Source organism: Pseudomonas sp. MBLB4123, assembly GCF_051904775.1.
GTDB classification, from domain to species: Bacteria; Pseudomonadota; Gammaproteobacteria; order Pseudomonadales; family Pseudomonadaceae; genus Aquipseudomonas; species Aquipseudomonas benzenivorans_B.
On the sequence record NZ_CP196711.1, the window covers coordinates 3,296,507 to 3,313,731 of the forward strand.

At 68.7% G+C, this 17,225-nt stretch carries 16 protein-coding genes; 9 read left to right on the plus strand and 7 right to left on the minus strand.

The window, feature by feature from the left end:
* The first annotated feature begins 74 nt into the window (after positions 1 to 74).
* From ACSX1C_RS15240 to ACSX1C_RS15250, 3 genes are all read left to right on the plus strand, one after another.
* Positions 75 to 1,067, plus strand: coding sequence for an AraC family transcriptional regulator (locus tag ACSX1C_RS15240; protein ID WP_439886830.1), 993 nt, complete (start codon positions 75 to 77; stop codon positions 1,065 to 1,067).
* Positions 1,068 to 1,270: 203 nt separating this feature from the next.
* On the plus strand, positions 1,271 to 2,299 hold the full coding sequence (locus tag ACSX1C_RS15245; RefSeq protein ID WP_439886831.1) for a histone deacetylase family protein: 1,029 nt from the start codon (positions 1,271 to 1,273) through the stop codon (positions 2,297 to 2,299).
* A gap of 95 nt (positions 2,300 to 2,394) precedes the next feature.
* On the plus strand, positions 2,395 to 3,507 hold the full coding sequence (locus ACSX1C_RS15250) for a polyamine ABC transporter substrate-binding protein (protein WP_439886832.1): 1,113 nt from the start codon (positions 2,395 to 2,397) through the stop codon (positions 3,505 to 3,507).
* A 55-nt stretch (positions 3,508 to 3,562) separates the two neighbouring features.
* Here the strand turns inward: ACSX1C_RS15250 and ACSX1C_RS15255 are convergent, their stop codons facing one another.
* The 4 genes from ACSX1C_RS15255 to ACSX1C_RS15270 form a co-directional block, all read right to left on the minus strand.
* Positions 3,563 to 4,465: a metal ABC transporter substrate-binding protein gene (locus ACSX1C_RS15255; protein ID WP_439886833.1), complete on the minus strand. Its 903-nt coding sequence runs from the start codon at positions 4,463 to 4,465 to the stop codon at positions 3,563 to 3,565.
* On the minus strand, positions 4,462 to 5,355 hold the full coding sequence (locus tag ACSX1C_RS15260; protein WP_439886834.1) for a metal ABC transporter permease: 894 nt from the start codon (positions 5,353 to 5,355) through the stop codon (positions 4,462 to 4,464). Before ACSX1C_RS15260 ends, ACSX1C_RS15255 begins: the two co-directional genes overlap by 4 nt.
* Positions 5,355 to 6,098, minus strand: coding sequence for a metal ABC transporter ATP-binding protein (locus ACSX1C_RS15265; RefSeq protein WP_439886835.1), 744 nt, complete (start codon positions 6,096 to 6,098; stop codon positions 5,355 to 5,357). Before ACSX1C_RS15265 ends, ACSX1C_RS15260 begins: the two co-directional genes overlap by 1 nt.
* Positions 6,099 to 6,253: 155 nt before the next feature.
* Positions 6,254 to 7,102, minus strand: a complete 849-nt coding sequence (locus ACSX1C_RS15270) for a LysR family transcriptional regulator (protein WP_439886836.1) — start codon at positions 7,100 to 7,102, stop codon at positions 6,254 to 6,256.
* Positions 7,103 to 7,269: 167 nt separating this feature from the next.
* Between ACSX1C_RS15270 and ACSX1C_RS15275 the strand changes: the two genes are divergently transcribed.
* The 3 genes from ACSX1C_RS15275 (at position 7,270) to choX (ending at position 10,018) form a co-directional block, all read left to right on the plus strand.
* Positions 7,270 to 8,355 (plus strand): amidohydrolase family protein, encoded by a 1,086-nt coding sequence (locus ACSX1C_RS15275; protein WP_208709627.1) that lies wholly within the window; start codon positions 7,270 to 7,272, stop codon positions 8,353 to 8,355.
* A gap of 16 nt (positions 8,356 to 8,371) precedes the next feature.
* Positions 8,372 to 8,728, plus strand: coding sequence for a Rieske (2Fe-2S) protein (locus ACSX1C_RS15280; protein ID WP_439886837.1), 357 nt, complete (start codon positions 8,372 to 8,374; stop codon positions 8,726 to 8,728).
* A gap of 345 nt (positions 8,729 to 9,073) precedes the next feature.
* Positions 9,074 to 10,018: a choline ABC transporter substrate-binding protein gene (choX, locus tag ACSX1C_RS15285; RefSeq protein WP_439886838.1), complete on the plus strand. Its 945-nt coding sequence runs from the start codon at positions 9,074 to 9,076 to the stop codon at positions 10,016 to 10,018.
* A 17-nt stretch (positions 10,019 to 10,035) separates the two neighbouring features.
* Here choX and ACSX1C_RS15290 read toward each other — a convergent pair whose 3' ends face one another.
* Positions 10,036 to 11,001 carry a LysR substrate-binding domain-containing protein gene (locus ACSX1C_RS15290; protein WP_439886839.1) on the minus strand — a complete coding sequence of 322 codons (966 nt, stop codon included), beginning with the start codon at positions 10,999 to 11,001 and terminating at the stop codon, positions 10,036 to 10,038.
* Between the two features lie 209 nt (positions 11,002 to 11,210).
* On the opposite strand from ACSX1C_RS15290, the gene ACSX1C_RS15295 reads away from it, so the two are divergent.
* A complete protein-coding gene (locus ACSX1C_RS15295) occupies positions 11,211 to 12,434 on the plus strand; it encodes a TauD/TfdA family dioxygenase (RefSeq protein WP_439886840.1) in 1,224 nt (407 codons plus the stop codon).
* A gap of 7 nt (positions 12,435 to 12,441) precedes the next feature.
* Here ACSX1C_RS15295 and ACSX1C_RS15300 read toward each other — a convergent pair whose 3' ends face one another.
* Positions 12,442 to 13,347: a LysR substrate-binding domain-containing protein gene (locus ACSX1C_RS15300; RefSeq protein ID WP_439886841.1), complete on the minus strand. Its 906-nt coding sequence runs from the start codon at positions 13,345 to 13,347 to the stop codon at positions 12,442 to 12,444.
* 172 nt (positions 13,348 to 13,519) lie between these two features.
* Between ACSX1C_RS15300 and ACSX1C_RS15305 the strand changes: the two genes are divergently transcribed.
* Positions 13,520 to 14,944 (plus strand): aspartate ammonia-lyase, encoded by a 1,425-nt coding sequence (locus ACSX1C_RS15305; RefSeq protein ID WP_439886842.1) that lies wholly within the window; start codon positions 13,520 to 13,522, stop codon positions 14,942 to 14,944.
* 87 nt (positions 14,945 to 15,031) lie between these two features.
* On the opposite strand, the gene ACSX1C_RS15310 is transcribed toward ACSX1C_RS15305, so the two are convergent.
* Positions 15,032 to 16,504 carry a PLP-dependent aminotransferase family protein gene (locus ACSX1C_RS15310; RefSeq protein ID WP_439886843.1) on the minus strand — a complete coding sequence of 491 codons (1,473 nt, stop codon included), beginning with the start codon at positions 16,502 to 16,504 and terminating at the stop codon, positions 15,032 to 15,034.
* Positions 16,505 to 16,593: 89 nt separating this feature from the next.
* Between ACSX1C_RS15310 and ACSX1C_RS15315 the strand changes: the two genes are divergently transcribed.
* A complete protein-coding gene (locus ACSX1C_RS15315; protein ID WP_439886844.1) occupies positions 16,594 to 17,223 on the plus strand; it encodes an FMN-binding negative transcriptional regulator in 630 nt (209 codons plus the stop codon).
* Positions 17,224 to 17,225 lie beyond the last annotated feature (2 nt).

Below are 17,225 nucleotides of genomic sequence, written 5' to 3' on the forward strand. Positions count from 1 at the left end.
CGTCGACATTCGCGGTATGCTTCTTGCTCGCTTCTTGCCGACAGTCGGCCACCAGAAGACCGCGGACGCCACCGATGCTGCATGCCCACCTGACCACCCTGCACGTGGTCGCCCTGATCCTCGAGCTGCTCGCCGAGCGGCCCGAGCAGGCCGAGGCCCTGCTGGCCGGCAGCGGCATCCGCCCCGCCGAGCTGGCCAGCGGCGAGCGGCGCATCACCCGCACCCAGGAGTTGCAGGTGTGTGCCAATGCCCTGGAGCGGCGCGCCGACCTCGGCCTGGCGCTGGGCCGGCGCCTGCATGTGTCGTCCTACGGCCTGCTCGGTTACGCCGCGCTGTCGGCTGCCACCTTTGGTGACGCCTGGCGCCTGCTGCTGCAGTACCCGGCCCTGCTCGGCACCTACTTCAAGCTGGAACTGAGCGTCGAAGGCGAACTGGCCTGGGTCGGCGCCGCCGACTACCGCCATGACGCGGCGCTGGAGCGCTTCAACGTGGAGATGTGCCTGGCCTCGCTCAGGCTGGTTTGCGACGAGCTGCTGGGCCGGCCGCTGCCCCTGGCCGCGGCCCAGTTCCAGCACGCCAGGCCCGACTACGTCGCGCGCTACGCGGCCAGCTTTCCCTGCCCGCTGCAGTTCGACGCCCCTCGCAATGCCTTCGCCTTCCCCGTCGAATGGCTGCAGCGGCGCCTGCCACTGGCCGACCCGGTGACCCACCAGGACATGCTCGAACGCTGCCGCAAGCAGAACGTCGAGTTCACCACGCGCCAGCAATGGCTGCAGCGGGTGCGCGAGGCTCTGGCCAGCCAACTGGCCGAGCCGCCTGGCCTGGAGCAGTTGGCGCAGCAGATGCACTGCTCGCCGCGCACCCTGCGCCGCCACCTGCAGGAACTCGGCACCCACTACCAGGAACTGCTCGACGAGCTGCGCTTCGAACGGGCCAAGGCCCTGCTGGCCCGGGAGGACTGGCCGATCTGCCGCATCGCCGAGGCGCTGGGCTTCAGCGAGAGCGCCAGCTTCCGCCATGCCTTCCAGCGCTGGAGCGGCGTCGCCCCGAGTCGATTCCGCGCCTAGCCTGGATTAGCCGCAGGCGTCATCCGGGGGCTTCGGCCTGCCGAATTACGCTTCGCTAATCCAACCTACGCTCTACCCGACGGCCGCGGCCGCTGAATTTGGCCACTTCGATCCCCTATTGGCCGTTGCCAGCGTTCTCCCGCCGGCCACCTGGGCGAACAATGACTCCCACAACCACAAGCGAGCCCGGGAGCCGTTCACCCATGCTGACCTACTACAGCGACGACCATCACCTGCACCACGGCAGCTGCGAGCTGATCGACGGCCAGCTGCTGCCCTGCTTCGAGAAACCGCAGCGCGCCGACCATATCCTCGCACGGGTCAAGGAGCGCGGACTCGGCGAGGTACGTGCGCCCAAGGACTTCGGCCGCGCGCCGCTGGCGCGCATCCACTCGCCGGCCTACCTGGACTTCCTCGAAGGCGCCTGGGCCCGCTGGCAGGCCCAGGGCGGCAAGGGCGACCTGCTGCCCTACACCTGGCCGGCGCGCACCCTGCGCCAGCAGTTGCCCAGCAGCCTGCACGGCCAGCTCGGCTACTACAGCTTCGATGCCGGCGCGCCGATCACCGCCGGCACCTGGCAGGCGGCCTACAGCGCCGCCCAGGTGGCCCTCAGCGCCCAGGCGCAGATCGCCGCCGGCGCCCACAGCGCCTTCGCCCTGTGCCGGCCGCCGGGCCACCACGCCGCCGCCGAGGTGATGGGCGGCTACTGCTACCTGAACAACGCCGCCATCGCCGCCCAGGCCTTCCTCGACCAGGGCCGCGCCAAGGTGGCGATCCTCGACGTCGACTACCACCACGGCAACGGCACCCAGTCGATCTTCTACGCGCGTAGCGACGTGGTGGTGGCCTCGATCCACGGCGACCCGGCCGCGGAGTTCCCGTTCTTCCTCGGCTATGCCGACGAGTGCGGCGAAGGCGCCGGCGAGGGCTGCAACTTCAACTACCCGCTGCCGGCCGGCAGCGACTGGGCGACCTGGAGCGCGGCCCTGGAGCAGGCCTGCCGGCGCATCGCCGAGTCCGGCGCCGAGGTGCTGGTGGTGTCGCTGGGGGTGGATACCTTCAAGGACGACCCGATCTCCCAGTTCAAGCTCGACAGCCCGGACTACCTGCGCATGGGCCAGCGCATCGAGGCCCTCGGCCTGCCGACTCTGTTCGTCATGGAGGGCGGTTACGCGGTGGAGGCGATCGGGGTCAATGCGGTGAACGTGCTGGAAGGTTTCGAGGGCGCCTGAGCCCGCTCCAAGGATTCGGCTCGTCGGGGTGGATGGCGCTCTATCCAGCCACCCCCACCACAGCGTTAACTCACTACAAGAATGGAGTAACCCTGATGAACAGACTCACCCGCACCCTGACCGCCAGCCTCTGGGCCGGCGCCCTGCTCGGCGGCCTCGGCCAGGCCCAGGCCGCCGACCAGCCGCGCGAGCTGCGCGTGTACAACTGGGCCGACTACATGCTGCCTTCGGTACCCAAGGAGTTTCAGGCCAAGAGCGGCATCCAGCTGACCTGGGACGTGTTCGACACCAACGAGGCCCTGGAGGCCAAGCTGCTCACCGGCAACTCGGGCTACGACCTGGTGGTGCCGTCCAACACCTTCCTCGACACCCAGATCCGCGCCGGCGTGTTCCAGAAGCTGGACAAGAGCCAGCTGCCCAATTGGCGGCACCTCGACCCGGCGCTGCTCGAGCTGATGACCGCCAACGACCCGGGCAACGAGCATGCGGTGCCCTACATGTACGGCACCGTGCTGCTCGGCTTCAACCCGGACAAGGTCAAGGCCGCCCTCGGCGAAGACGCCCCGGTCAATAGCTGGGACCTGATCTTCAAGGAGGAGAACGCCGCCAAGCTGGCCCAGTGCGGGGTGACCATGCTCGACTCGCCCGGCGAGATCCTGCCGATCGCCCTGCACTACCTGGGCCTGGACCCCTCCAGCACCCAGCGCGAGGACTACGACAAGGCCACCGAACTGTTGCTGAAGATCCGCCCGCACGTGCGCTACTTCCACTCGGCCAAGTACATGAACGACATCGCCAACGGTAACATCTGCGTGGCCATCGGCTATTCGGGCAGCTTCTACCAGTTCGCCAACCGCGCCAAAGAAGCCGGCAACGGCGTGGTCATCGACTGGCGCCTGCCCAAGGAAGGCGCGCCGCTGTGGTTCGATTCCTTCGCCATCCCGGCCAGCGCGCAGAACGTCGACGAAGCCCACGAGTTCCTCAACAACCTGCTCGACCCGCAGGTGGTGGCGCCGATCAGCACCTTCCTCGGCTACCCGAACCCGAACAAGAGCTCGATGCCGCTGGTCAGCGCGGAAATCCGCGACAACCCCGACCTGACCCCGAATGCTGAGGCGCAGAAGACCCTGTACGTGCTCAAGCCGCTGCCGCAGAAGGCCGAACGCCTGCGCACCCGCGCCTGGACGCGGATCAAGTCGGGGACCTGAGCCGCGCTGCGCCCCTGACCGTGGCGGCCACCACGGCCGCCGCGGCCTCGCACGGCTAACGCAGGGCGGCGAGGATGGTGCGGATGTTCGCCTCGAGCATGCCGACATAGCTCTCCCCCGGCGTGCCGGGCAGGCCCAGGGAATCGGTGTACAGGGTGCCGGCGATGGCGATGCCGCTCTCGCGCGCGACCATCTGCATGCTGCGCGCATCGACGCTGGTCTCGACGAACAGCGCCGGCACCCGGCGCCGTTCGAGCTGCCCGAGCAGGGCGATGACCTGCTGCGGCGTGCCCTGGTTCTCCGCATTGATCTCCCAGATGTAACCGGCCTCGAAGCCGTAGGCGGCGCAGAAGTACTTGAAGGCCCCCTCGCTGGTGACCAGGTAGCGGCGCTCGGCCGGAATCTCGGCGAAGGCCGCCAGCGCCCGGTCGTGCAGCGACTGCAGCCGCTCGAGATAGGCCTGGGCATTGGCCCGGTAGGTCTCGGCATGGGCCGGGTCGACCCGGATCAGGGCGTCCCGGGCATTGCGCGCGTACTGCATGCCGTTGCGCACATCCAGCCAGGCGTGGGGGTCTTCGCTGCCGGCCTGACCGGTGGAGGTCAGGTACTGCGGCGTGACGCCCTCGCTCAGGCGGAACACCGGGGCGTCTGCGCCGGCCTTGCCGGCGGTGCGCAGCAGCTTGGCGAACCAGGCATTGCCGGCCTCCAGGTTGAGGCCGTTGTAGAACACCAGGTCGGCGTCGCTGGTGTGCTGCACGTCCAGCGGCAGCGGGTCGTATTCGTGGGGGTTGGAGCCCAGCGGCGCCAGGCTGTGGATCGCCACCCGCGCGCCGCCGACGTTCTTGACGATGTCGTAGAGGATCGAATAGGTGGTGACCACCTTGAGCTTGGCGCCGCTATCGGCCCAGGCCGAGGGCAGCCAGAGGCCGAGGACGAGCAGCAGCAGGGTTCTGATCATGGCGACACCTCATGCTTGAGCAGGGAGCGTTCGGGATTGTTGAGCCGCCGCCGGCGCCTGGCCCGCAGGGCACGCCAGACCAGGCCCTGGCTGGGGGACAGGAGCAGCGCGACGAAGAACAAAACCGTCGCGATCATGACGATGGTCGCCCCCGAGGCCAGGTTGTAGGTGAAGCTCAGGTAGAGGCCGCAGCAGGCCGAGACAAGGCCCAGGCCGGCGGCCCAGGCGATCATCAGTGACAGGCGGTTGGTCAGCAGGTAGGCGGTCGCCGCCGGGGTGATCAGCATGGCCACCACCAGGACGATGCCGACCGTCTGCAGCGAGGCCACGGTGACCAGGGTCAGCAGGGTCAGCAGCAGGTAGTGAATCAGCCGCACCGGCAGGCCGCTGGCGGCGGCCATGGTGGCGTCGAAGGTGCTGAGCAGCAGCTCCTTGTAGAACAGGTAGATGGCCACCAGCACCAGGGCGCCGATCGCCAGGGTCAGCGCCATGTCCCCGGGGCGCACCGCCAGCACGTTGCCGAAGAGGACGTGGTAGAGGTCGCTGCTGCTCTTCTGCAGGGTGATCAGGACGATGCCCAGGGCGAAGGCGGCGGTGAACAGCACGCCGATCGACACGTCCTGCTTGATCCGGCTGTGCTGGCTGACGTAGCCGATGGCCACGGCGGTGAGCAGGCCGGACAGCACCGCGCCAAGCAGCAGGTTGATGCCGAGCATGTAGGACAGCGCCACCCCGGGCAGCACCGCGTGGGAGATGGCGTCGCCCATCAGCGCCATGCCGCGCAGGATGATGAAGCAACCGATCACCCCGCAGAGGATGCCGACCATGGCCGAGGTCAGCAGGGCCTTCTGCAGAAAGTCGTATTCCACTAACGCGTGCAGGAAGTCCATCAGCAGGCCACTCCCAGCTGTACGGTGCCGGGCAGCTCGCCCAGGTAGGCCCCGGCCAGCACCGCCGGGGTGCAGACCTCGGCGGCGCTGCCGTAGCCATGGATGCGCCGGTTGATCAGCAGCACGCGGTCGAAATACGCGGCGGCCTTGCTCAGGTCGTGGTGCACCACCAGCACCGTCTTGCCGGCGTCGCGCAGGGCCTTGAGGATGCCGATGATGGTGCGCTCGCTGAGGGCGTCGATGCCGACGAAGGGCTCGTCCAGCAGGTACAGCTCGGCGTGCTGCGCCAGCGCCCTGGCCAGGAACACCCGCTGCTGCTGGCCGCCGGACAGCTCGCCGATCTGCCGCTGGGCCAGGTCCTGCAGGCCGACCCGCCGCAGGCACTCGAGGGCCCGCTGGCGCTCGTGGCGCCCGGGCCGGTTGAACCAGCCCAGGTTCGGGTAGGTGCCGAGCACCACGGTGTCCAGCACATTGATCGGGAACTGCCAGTCGATCGCGCTGCGCTGCGGCACATAGGCGACCTGGCGGCGCGCCTGGGCCAGGGGCCGGCCGAGGACCTCGACCCGGCCGCGCTCGCGGGGGATCAGTTCCAGCAGGGCCTTGAGCAGGGTCGACTTGCCGGCGCCGTTGGGGCCGATCAGACCGACCAGCTGGCCCGCCTCGATGCACAGGCTGGCCTCCTCGACGGCCGGGCGGCCGGCATAGGAGACACACAGGTTGTCGATCCGCAGGGCGTGGTGCATGGCGGCTTTCCTCAGGCTGGGGACGCGTCGCAGGCGACGGCGTGGCGATGCCGGGCGGCTGACCGGCAGTGGGTGAGGAAAGCCTACCAATCATGTTGATTGGTTGTTTTGGCGATATTAATCGCTAATTACGATTTAAACCCTCCGGATGCTCCTCAGTCGAGGGCGATCAGGCGCAGGGCCTTGAGCGCCTTGCCGATCTGCGGGCGGTGGCGGTTCTTGCTGAGGAAGGAGACGAACACCGGCTGCTCGATCTGCGGCGCGTCGAGCACCGGGAAGAAGTCGCCGCTGTCGATATGCTGCTGCGCCAGGTCGGCCGGCAGGTAGGCCGCGCCGCCATGGCCGCGCAGGTATTCCACGCTCATCACCCCCAGGCCCATGGACACCGGCGCCAGCTGCAGCTGCGGCAGCAGCTCGCCGTGGCGGGCGACGAAATGCGGGCTGATGGCGGCCAGCACATAGTGCTCCACGGCGACCTCGGCGAGGGACTGCGGCTTGGAGGCGATCATCACGAAACGCTCGTCGAACAGGTGCTGGATCTCCAGTTCCGGGCGGTACTGCGGGGTGTAGAGCACCGCGATGTCCAGGTTGCCGAAGCCCAGCTCGTCGATCATGGTCTTGGAGTAGTCGGCCTCGACATGGATGGCGGTCTTGGGGAACTCCTGGCGCAGCCAGAACACCCATTTGCTGATCAGCCGTTGCCACAGGCTGACCTGGGTGGCGATGCGCAGGCGGCCCTGGTAGTCGCGCGGCATGCTGATGTCCTGACGCGCCTGGTTCCAGCACAGGCGCAGGTTGGCCGCGTAGCTCTCGAAGCGCCGGCCCTCGGCGGTCAGCTCGGCGCCGGCGCGGCCGCGGATGAACAGCTGGGCACCGATCGCCTCCTCCAGGCTGCGGATGCGCATGCTCACCGTCGACTGGGTGACGCACAGGCGCTCGGCGGTGCGATTGAAGTTACGCGTCTCCACCAGGTCGGCGAAGGTGTCCAGAAACTCGATCTTCATTCGCGGCCTCCCAGGCCAGGCAATCAATCGTAATTTTGCTTTTATACGGTATTTTTAATTCATTATAAAAATCAAATTCAGGCCCATAGGATGGCAGCCATCACCCAGCCGTGGTGGCAGGGGTCGGCCTCGACCCACCGCCACGCATCACCACAGGAGCCTGAAAGATGACCACGATCATCGACTGCGATTGCCACAACTACTGGATGTCGGCGGAGGTGCTGCTCCCCTACATGGACGGGATCTTCAAGGACTTCTTCATCCGCGGCGAACAGCCCGGCCCGGTCGGAGCCTTCCCCCACGGCCACCGCCCCTGGCTGCATCCGGAAGGCTTCAAGCGCGCGGACATCAACCCGGCGACCCAGGACGAGCACTACAGCATCATGAAGGAGAAGCATCTCGATCGTTACAACATCGACTATGCCATCCTCACCGGCGACGAGGCCCTGGAGGCCTCGACCCTGGCCAACCCGCACTATGCCGCGGCGCTGGTGCGCGCCTACAACGACTGGATGGTCGACTACTGGCTGCCCAAGGACCGGCGCTTCAAGGGCTCGCTGCTGATCAGCCCGACCGACCCGCACGGCGCCGCCGCGGAAATCCGCCGCCTCGGCGGCCACCCGGACATCGTCCAGGTGCTGGCTTCCCATGGCGCCCAGCGGCCCTATGGCGACCCCTTCTACCACCCCATCTACGAGGCCTGCGCGGAGATGGGCCTGCCCTTCGCCATCCACCTGGGCGGCCAGGGCGGGGTCAACAGCAACCCGATCGGCGCCGGCCCGACCACCTATTTCTGGGAGACCCATGCCCTGCTGCCGCAGTCGGCCATGACCCACGTGGCCAGCATGATCGCCCAGGGCGTGTTCGAGAAATGGCCGGACCTGTACTTCGTGGTCATCGAGTGCGGCGTGGCCTGGGTGCCCAGCGTGCTCTGGCGCCTGGACGCCAACTACAAGGCGCTGCGCAAGGAGACACCGTGGCTGAAGATGCTGCCCAGCGAGTACTTCAAGCGCAACATCCGCTTCACCACCCAGCCGCTGGAGCAACCGGGCACCAAGGTCGAGCACCTGTGGGCGATCCTCGAGGCGATGGACGGCGAGAACACCCTGCTGTTCGCCTCCGACTACCCGCACTGGGACTACGACAGCGTCGAATCCCTGCACATCCCGCCGCAGTGGCGCGACAGCATTCTCGGCGGCAACGCCCTGAAGGTGTATTCGCGCCTGACCCAGCCCCTGGCCAAGACCGCCTGATAGAGAGGAGAAGCCCATGAATGCGAAGAAAGTACTGGCCTGCAAGACCCATGAAGTCGCCAGCGGCCAGCAGAAGATCGTCAAGCTCGGCCACCTGCCGGTCGGCATCTTCAACGTCGGCGGCGAATACCACGCCATGCTCAACGTCTGCCCGCACCGCGGCGCGGCGCTGTGCGAGGGGCCGCAGTGCGGCACCACGCAGGACACCGCGCACTACGAATTCATCTACGGCCAACGCGATGACCTGGTGCGCTGCGCCTGGCATGGCTGGGAATTCGAGATCAAGACCGGCGAGTTCCTCGTCGACCGCCGCATCAAGGCCAAGACCTACCCGGTCAGCGTCGAGGGCGAGGATCTCTACGTGCACCTCTGAGCCAGACCGCCGGACAGCGCTCAAGCCTGGGCCGCACAGGGACGGTGCGGCGTGCTCGACGATCCATGAAAAAGCCAGTCATTAGCTGAGCTTGGCCTTAGCGGTCGAATAGATCGTTTGTCAGCCATTCCGCCAGGTCGCAGTCTTGGTCTGCGCCCGGTCCCGGCCGAGTGCCCTGCACGGACGGCCGGGCCGCATTTCCACCCAGGCACCTGAACGGAAAGGCCCGAAGACTGCAACCCCGCTGTCGCCAGCCCCCCGGCGTTGACGCCAGCGACCATGCGGCAGCCGCGCCAGTAACGCCGCTCGCCCCTGCCACAACCTGAACCTGACGAGACGAACAACATGAATAAAACGAATCGTACTGCTTTGGTGGCTCTTGCACTGACCCTCGGCGCCAGCCAGTCCTGGGCCCAGGAGGCCCCAGCGTGCCAGACCATGCGCATGGCCGACGTCGGCTGGGTGGACAACGGCGCGATCAACGGCCTGACCATGGCTGTGGCCGAGGGCCTGGGCTACCAGGCGAAGGTCTCCACCCTGAGCCTGCCGATCATCCTGGTCTCGGTGCAGAAGAAGGATGTCGACTTCTTCCTCGACTACTGGTCGCCGGCCTCCGACCCGCTGTTCCAGCCGGCGGTCGCCGACAAGAGCGTCACCCTGGTGGAGGAGCCCAACCTGGTCGGCGCCAAGTTCACCCTGGCGGTGCCCAGCTACCTGGCCGCCGCCGGCCTCAAGGACATGAGCGACATCGCCCGCTTCAAGGACCAGCTCAAGGGCAAGATCTACGGCATCGAGTCGGGCGCCGGCGGCAACCAGCTGATCAAGACCATGATCAAGGAGAACCGCTACGACCTCGGCGACTTCGAGCTGGTCGAGTCCAGCGAGACGGCCATGCGCCTGCAGGTCGCGCGGGCCATCCGCAAGCAGGAGCCGATCGTCTTCCTCGGCTGGGCCCCGCACCCGATGAACCTGCAGTTCGACATGACCTACCTCAGCGGCGCCGACGACCTCTGGGGGCCGGACGGCGGTGCGGCCAAGGTGCACACCGTGATGGCCAACGACTACCAGGCGCGCTGCCCGAACGCCGCCCGGCTGGTGAGCAACATGAGGTTCGACATCCAGATGGAGTCGCACATGATGGAGAAGATCATGGACAAGGAGCCGGCCGTGGACGCGGCCAAGGCGCTGATCGCCAAGAACCCGCAGTGGCTGGACACCTGGCTGGAGGGGGTGACCACCTTCGACGGCAAGGACGCCAAGGCCGCGGTGCTGAGCTACCTGCAGCAGTGACCGCCTGAGCCGGCGCCTCAGTCGCAGCGGTGGCGCACCAGCCAGTCCCACAGCTGCTGCGCCGGCGCGCGCAGCTGGCGGCGCAGCGGGCGCACCAGCCAGAAGCGCTCCGGCGTGCTCACGCACAGGTCGAACACCGGCACCAGGCCGTGGCGCACCTCGCGCTGCCAGCGCATGAACAGATTGCGGTGGGCCAGGGCCAGGCCCATGCCCTGGCGCGCCAGCTCCAGGGCCATCACCTGGGTATCGCAGCTGACCCGCCGGGTCTGCCGCTCCAGTTCCGCCACCCCTGCCGCCTGCAACCAGGCCCGCCAGCCGACGGCGAAGCCCACCGAATGCAGCAGCGTCTGCCCGGCCAGGTCCTCGGGGCCCTGCAGGCGCGCCGCCAGTTCCGGCGCCGCCAGCACCACCATCTGTTCCTCGCCCTCGCCCAGGGCGACGCACTCCTGCTCCTCCCAGTCGCCGCGGCCGTAGCGGATCTCCATGTCGGCGCCCTCGCTGCCGAAGTCGGTGATCCAGAAGCCGCTGGCCAGGTGCAAGGCCACCTCGGGGTGCTCCCGGTGAAAGGCCACCAGGCGCGGCGCCAGCCAGGCCTGCTGCGCCAGCGGGGTGGCGCGCAGGGTCACCGGCGCGTCCCGGGTCAGGCCGAACACCTCGGCGGTGCTGTCGCGCAGGCGCACGAAGGCGGCCTGGATCGAGGGCAGCCAGGCCTGGCCGGCCAGGCTCAGGCTGAGGCTGCGCGGGTGACGCACGAACAGCTGCTGACCGAGGCGGTCCTCCAGCAGGCGGATGCGCTGGCTCACCGCCGACTGGGTGATGTTCAGCTCGCGGCCGGCGGCGGTGAAGCTCAGGGTCCGCGCCGCCACCTCGAAGGCCTCCAGCCAGAGCAGCGGCGGCAGGTCGTGGCTCAGCCCGGGCCAGTCCGGGTGCTCCGCCATCGGCCCGCCGCTGCCGGGTGCTACGGGGCGCTGGGAATCGCTCATGGGCAGGGCTCCTGAAACGGGAAGGGTCCGCCGAAGATAGCAGCATATGACTAAGCCAGGCATTAGTTTGGCTTGGCCTTAGAGCGCGAATTGATCGTTTGTCAGCCACCCGCCCAGGCCCCACTCTTGGCCTGCACCCGGCAGCGGCCCAATGCCCCGCCCCAGGCGGCCGGCCCCCTTCATGCGATGCGCTTCAGTGGAGATACCCCATGACTACCAGCCTCCTTTCCCCAGCCGCCGCCAGCCTGGGCCCCTCGGTCGACATGAAGGAATACGGCGCCTACGCGCTGACCCTGCCGATCGGCGCCGCGCGCTACGCCGAGGCCTGCATTCAGGTCAACTGGCAGGTACTGGAGACCCTGGAAAGCGCGGAATTTCCGCTGCTGTGGCTGCGCGACCACTGCGCCTGCGACGCCTGCCGCCATCCGCAGACCTACGAACGCACCCAGTTCATCATCGACCTTGACCCCGCCTGCCTGGAGACGGCGCCGGCCATCGACATCGAGGGTGGCCACCTGTGCCTGACCTGGAGCGACGGCCATGTCAGCCGCTTCGATGCCGGCTGGCTGTACCGGCTGCGTCCCCACCAGCAGGCCTGGCAACCGAACATAGTGCCGGCCAACCGCCCCTGGGCCGAGGACTTCAGCCCCCAGCGCACCGACTTCGCCGCCTACATGGCCGGCGGCAGCGCGCGCCTGGACTGGCTGCACGCGCTGTGTCGCGACGGCTTCGCCATCCTGCAGAACGGCCCCAGCGAGGGCGGCGAGATCGACCAGGTGGCGGCCAGCATAGGGCCGATCCGCGCCACCAACTTCGGCGGCCGCTTCGAGGTGTTCAGCAAGCCCAAGCCGAACAACGCCGCCTACACCGCCCTGGGCCTGGAGCTGCATACCGACCTGACCAACTGGAAGAACCCGCCGGACATCCAGATGCTCTACTGCCTGGCCAACGACGCCCAGGGCGGCGAGTCGATCTTCGCCGACGGCGTGGCCGTGGCCGAGGCCCTGCGCCGGCAGGACCCGGAGGCCTTCCGCCTGCTGGCGGAGACGGCCATCGACTGTCGCTTCGCCGACGAGGAAACCGACCTGGTGGTGCGCGCCACGGTGATCCACCTGGACGAGCACGACCAGGTCATCGAGGTGCGCTTCAACAACTGGCTGCGCGACAGCCTGCGCCTGCCGCCGGCGCTGATCATGCCCTGGTACCGCGCCTACCTGGCGTTCTGGACGCTGCTGCGCTCGCCGCGCTACCGCCTCGACCTGCGCCTGGACGCCGGCGAGATGGTCGCCTTCGACAACCGCCGGGTGCTGCACGGGCGCAAGAGCTTCGACCCGCAGACCGGGCGGCGCCACCTGCAGGGTTGCTACGTCGACTACGACATGGTCGAGTCGGCCCTGCGGGTCACCGCCCGCCAGGCCGGCACCGCCGGCTGAGCCGGCCTCAGCGCCCCAGCCCGCCGCTTTCCAGCTTGCGCCAGAGCAGGCGCACCGCCGCCTTGCGCACCAGGGCGCAGCGGTACAGGCGGATCTCCAGCGGCGTCTGCCACTGCTCGTCGCCGCACACCGCCAGCTCGCCGCGGGCCAGCTCGGCGGTCACCGACAGGCGTGGCACCCAGGCCACACCCATGCCCTGCAGGGCCATGCTCTTGAGGCTGTCGGCCATGGCCGTCTCGTACACCGTGGTCGAGCGCAGGGCGCGCTGGCGCAACAGCAGGTTGACCGAGCGGCCGAGGAAGGCCCCGGCGGTGTAGGCCAGCAGCGGCACGCTCTGGCCGCTGGCCAGGTCGAACAGCGGCCGGCCGCCCTCGTCCACCGCGCACACCGGCAGCATCGCGGTTTCGCCCAGGTGCAACGAGGGGAAGATCTCCGGGTCCATCTGCAGCGCCGCGTCCGGGTCGTAGTAGGCGAGGATCAGGTCGCAGGCGCCCTCGCGCAGGGCGTGCACCGCCTCGCCGACGTTGCTCGCCACCAGCCGGGTGTTCAGCGGCAGGCCCTCGCGACGCAGGCGGGCGATCCACTCGGGGAAGAAGCCCAGGGTCAGCGAGTGCGCCGCGGCGATCTGCAGCACCTCGCCCTGCTGGCCCTCGAGGTTGTGCAGGTGGCGCACCACCTCGCCGAGCTGCTCCACCAGGCTGCGCGCGGTGACCAGGAACAGCTGGCCGGACTCGGTCAGCTCCACCGGCGTGCAGGCACGGTTGACCAGGGTCAGCCCGAGCATCTGCTCCAGCGCCTTGATCCGCCGGCTGAAGGCCGGCTGGGTGACGTGGCGCTTCTCGGCCGCCTGGGAGAAGCTGCGGGTGGCGGCCAGGGCAACGAAGTCCTCCAGCCATTTGGTTTCCAGGTTCATGCTCGGCCTTTGCGGTTTCGCGGCATACGACCGACGAGTTTAGAACGTCACACCGACATTATGCCGATTATGCATACCCCAGCGCTTAACAGCATTGGCCGACGCAAGGGCTCAGCCCTTAGTCTAGAAGGCATCGCGGCCTTCGCCGCCTATCCCAGAGACTCCGCTCATCATGTCCGCTGCTGCATCCTTCCGCGTCGAAAAAGACCTGCTCGGCACCCTCGAAGTCCCCGCCGATGCCTACTACGGCATCCAGACCCTGCGCGCCGTCAACAACTTCCGCCTGTCCGGCGTGCCCCTGGCGCACTACCCGAAGCTGGTGGTCGGTCTGGCTATGGTCAAGCAGGCCTCGGCCGACGCCAACCGCGAACTGGGCCACCTCTCGGCGGCCAAGCACACGGCGATCAGCACCGCCTGCGCACGCATCATCCAGGGCGAGTTCCACGAGCAGTTCGTGGTCGACATGATCCAGGGCGGCGCCGGCACCTCGACCAACATGAACGCCAACGAGGTCATCGCCAACATCGCGCTGGAGGCCATGGGCCATGAGAAGGGCGAGTACCAGCACCTGCACCCGAACAACGACGTGAACATGGCGCAGTCGACCAACGACGCCTACCCGACCGCCATCCGTCTCGGCCTGCTGCTGGGCCACGACAGCCTGCTCACCGCCCTGGACAAGCTGATCCAGTCCCTGGCCAGCAAGGGCCTGAAGTTCGACCACGTGCTGAAGATGGGCCGCACCCAGCTGCAGGACGCCGTGCCCATGACCCTGGGCCAGGAATTCCGCGCCTTCGCCACCACCCTGGGCGAGGACCTGCAGCACCTCAAGCTGCTCGCCCCGACCCTGCTCACCGAGGTCAACCTGGGCGGCACCGCCATCGGCACCGGGATCAACGCCGATCCCAAGTACCAGGCCCTGGCGGTCAAGCGCCTGGCCATCATCAGCGGCCACCCGCTGACCCCGGCCGCCGACCTGATCGAGGCCACCTCGGATATGGGCGCCTTCGTGCTGTTCTCCGGCATGCTCAAGCGCACCGCGGTCAAGCTGTCGAAGATCTGCAACGACCTGCGCCTGCTGTCCAGCGGCCCGCGCACCGGCATCAACGAGATCAACCTGCCGCCGCGCCAGCCGGGCAGCTCGATCATGCCGGGCAAGGTCAACCCGGTGATCCCCGAGGCGGTCAACCAGGTGGCCTTCGAGGTGATCGGCAACGACCTGGCGCTGACCATGGCGGCCGAGGGCGGCCAGCTGCAGCTCAACGTCATGGAGCCCTTGATCGCCTACAAGATCTTCGACTCGATCCGCCTGCTGACCCGCGCCATGGACATGCTGCGCGAGCTGTGCATCGACGGCATCACCGCCAACGAGGCGCACTGCCGGGCGCTGATGGAGAACTCCATCGGCCTGATCACCGCGCTCAACCCCTACATCGGCTACGAGAACGCCACGCGCATCGCCAAGCTGGCCCTGGACAGCGGCCGCGGCGTGCTGGAACTGGTGCGCGAGGAGAAGCTGCTGGACGAAGCCGAACTGGCCGAGATCCTCCGCCCGGAGAACATGATCGCCCCGCGCCTGGTGCCGCTGCAGGCCTGAGCCACCGGCCAGGGCGCTCCCGCCCCGGCAACCGGAAAGGATGGCCGACGGCCATCCTTTTTCGTGTCCGGCCCGTGACGAACCGCCTTACTCCGGCACCGCCCAGGCCCGGCGCAGCGCCTGCAGCGCCGCGGCGATCTGCGCCTCGGGCACCGCGGCGAAACCCAGCACCAGCCCGGCGCGCGAATCCGCCGGCCCCGGGCTGTCCGCCAGCCAGTAATCGCTGAGGGCGCCGACCTCCACCCCCACCTCGGCCGCAGCCGCCACCAGTTCGCGTTCGCGCGCCAGGCTGGCGACCCGCACGCACAGATGCAGGCCGGCCTCCACCTGCGGCAGCGGCGAGCAGCCCGGCACCGACCGCGGCCAGCCCGCCAACAGGGCGTCGCGCCGGCTGCGGGCGGCCGTGCGCATGCGCCGGATATGCCGCTGGAAGTGGCCGGCGGCGATGAACTCGGCCATCACCGCCTGGCTGCCGATCTCCGAATGGCGCATGTCCAGGGCGCGGCGGCGGGCGAAGGGCTCGACCAGGGCCGGCGGCAGCACCAGGTAACCCAGGCGCAGCGCGGGAAAGGCGATCTTGCAGAAGGTGCCGACATAGAGCACCCGCCCCCGGCGGTCGAGGGCGGCCAGCGGCGCCAGCGGCGTGCCGCTGTAGCGGTACTCGCCGTCGTAGTCGTCCTCGACTATCCAGCCGTCGTGACCCTCGGCCCAGTCGAGCAGCTCCAGACGCCGCGCCAGCGACAGGACGACCCCGGTGGGGTACTGGTGCGAGGGCGTGACATAGGCCAGGCGGCAGTCGCCGGCGCGCGCCAGCGCGGCCGTATCCAGCCCCTCGCCATCCACCGGGATGCCCTGCAGGCGCCCCCCGGCCACGGCGAAGGCATGGCCGGCGGCGCGATAGCCCGGGTTCTCGATGGCCACCCGGTCGCCCGGCTGCACCAGCAGCTGGGCGCACAGGCTGATGGCCTGCTGGGCGCCACAGGTGACGACGATCTGCGCCGGGTCGCAGTGCAGGCCGCGGCTGTTGCGCAGGTAAGCGGCGATCAACTCGCGCAGCTGCCAATCGCCGGCCGGGTCGCCATAGCCCAGGCGCGCCGGCGAGGGCTTGCGCCAGAAACGCGCCGACAGCCGCGCCCAGGTCTCGAAGGGAAACAGGTCGAAGGCCGGCACGCCGACCCGGAAGGCCCGCGGCGCCCCCTCCAGCGGCGGGTTCAGGTGATGCGTCACGAGCCGCTGCAGGGCCGGGCTGGCCCCCGGGGCGGCGCCGCTCGGCGGCGCGGGGCGCACCACCGCGGCCAGCTCGGCGACATAGGTGCCGGCGCCGACACGTCCTTGCACATAGCCCTCGGCATACAGCTGGTCGAAGGCGCGCGTCACGGTGTTGCGCGAGATACCCAGCAGGCCGGCGAGGTCGCGGCTGGCCGGCAGGCGGGTGCCGCCCGCCAGGCGGCCATCGAGGATGCGCGCGCGCAGCGCCTGGTAGAGCTGACGCGCCAGGCCCCGGGCCGGGTCGAGTTGGATGCCGTAGAGGTCGACGGGCAAGGGCACTGGGCGGGCCATAGATTGGCTCCATGAAAGTCGCAATAAATGGATCTTACAACAGACCAATGTCCTGCCTAGCATGGCCCTACCCCATTCGGAGATTCGCCATGCACACCCCCGCGATCTTTCGTCAGCACGACCTCCCCACCCTGCACCGACAGATCGCCGCCAACCCCCTGGCCACCGTGATCAGCCAGGGCGAGCGCGGCCTGCAGGCCAGCCACCTGCCGCTGTTGCTGGTGCCCGAGGAAGGCGAATTCGGCACCCTCTACGGCCATTTCGCCCGGGCCAATGGGCAATGGCGCGACCTCGAGAGCCGCGGCGAGGTCCTGGTGGTCTTCCAGGGCCCGGATGCCTACGTCAGCCCCGGCTGGTACCCGAGCAAGGCCGAGCACGGCAAGGCGGTGCCGACCTGGAACTACATCGCCGTGCATGCCCATGGCCGCGCCGAGCTGTTCGACGAGCCCGAGCGCCTGCTGCACCTGCTCGGTCGCCTCAGCGACCGGCATGAGGCCGGCCGCGCCCAGCCCTGGGCGCTGAGCGATGCGCCGCGCGACTATATCGACGCGATGCTGCGCGCCATCGTCGGTTTCGCCCTGCCGATCCAGCGGCTCGACGGCCAGTGGAAGCTCAGCCAGAACCGCAGCCCGGCCGACCAACAGGGCGTGCACCTGGGCCTGAACAGCAGCGGCGCCAGCCGCGACCGCGAGCTGGCCCGGCGCATGCGCGAACACTGAAA